The sequence below is a fragment of the Ancylobacter vacuolatus genome, assembly GCF_030813595.1.
In the GTDB taxonomy this organism is placed as follows: domain Bacteria; phylum Pseudomonadota; class Alphaproteobacteria; order Rhizobiales; family Xanthobacteraceae; genus Ancylobacter; species Ancylobacter vacuolatus.
In genome coordinates this window covers 1-1,234 of sequence record NZ_JAUSUH010000029.1, presented here as the reverse complement: position 1 = coordinate 1,234, position 1,234 = coordinate 1, and the positions used below count along the sequence as shown (strand labels likewise).

General features: G+C 60.0%; 1 protein-coding gene. It reads right to left on the bottom strand.

Annotated features, from left to right (window positions below; all coding sequences use genetic code 11):
- Positions 1-51: 51 nt before the first annotated feature.
- Positions 52-1,154 (bottom strand): IS3 family transposase gene (locus tag J2S76_RS23165; protein WP_307064519.1). Its coding sequence is split into 2 segments (ribosomal slippage): positions 52-893 and positions 893-1,154, totalling 1,104 coding nucleotides; the frame shifts between segments, so codons are not numbered across the junction.
- Positions 1,155-1,234: the final 80 nt, after the last annotated feature.

Here is a 1,234-nt window from a genome sequence, read left to right as displayed (position 1 = left end):
TGATCCGCCCCCATTCTTTGGACCGCCGGAGGCTAGAGTTTCCGGCCTGTTTCACGGCGGTGGGCTGGCGGCACCGCCGGGGTTCTGCAACGTGATCGGAGGCTTATGGCCGATGGCACCGTGCGGCCGATCCTCGTTGTAGTATCTGAGCCAATCCTCCATCTTTTCCCGGGCGTCGGCAAGGGTCAGGAACCAGTGCGTGTTCAGGCACTCGCTCCGGAAGCGGCCGTTGAATGCCTCGATGAAGGCATTGTCGGTTGGCTTTCCTGGCCGAGAGAAGTCGAGCGTGACGCCCTTCACGTAGGCCCAGAGATCGAGATCGCGCGACACGAACTCGCTGCCCTGGTCGACCCGTATTGTCCTCGGATATCCCACCTTGGCGCAGATCCGCTCAAGGGTCGCCACGACGTCTTCCGCCCGATAGCTGAAGCGCGGGTCGATCACCGGCGAGAACCGGGAGAAGGTGTCGACCACCGTCAAGACTCGGATCTTTTTACCGGCCGCGAGCTGGTCGTGGACAAAGTCCATCGCCCAGACATCGTTCGGCCGGGTGGCCGGCATCCGGTCATCGCGCAGCTTTACCTTGACCCGACGCTTCGGTGTCTTATTCCTGAGTTGCAGGCCTAACTCATTGTATATCCTATGCGTTCTCTTAACGTTGATATCCCAGCCTTCGCGCTGGAGCATGACATGGACACGTCGGTAGCCATACCGCACGCGGGTCTCGCAGATGGCCTTGATTCTAGCTTCGATCCCGGCCTGATCGCGTTTGCGTGACTGGTAATGGAAGGTCGAGCGATCGAACTCGAGGGCACCGCAGGCCCGGCGGATCGACACCTTCCACTCCTCGCAGATCACGCTCACCAGCTTGCGCTTGCGACCAGGCCTTAGATTTTTCGGCGAATGACGTCCTGCAGCATTTCCTTGTCGAGGGACAGATCCGCCACAATCCGCTTGAGCTTCCCGTTCTCGTCCTCGAGCTGCTTCAGCCGTCGCATCTCCGGCGGAGTCATACCGTCGTAGCGCTTCTTCCAATTGAAATAGGTCGCCTGGCTTATCCCGGCCTTCCGGCAGATCTCCGCCACAGGCACGCCGTCGGCGCCCTGCTTCAGGATGAACACCTTCTGGGCCTCCGAAAACTTGCTCGCCTTCATCGTCTCCGCTCCTCCCAGCCAAGGGATTTTGGCGCGAAAAACTCCAGCTTCAAACGGTCCAGTTTTCGGGGATCAGATCA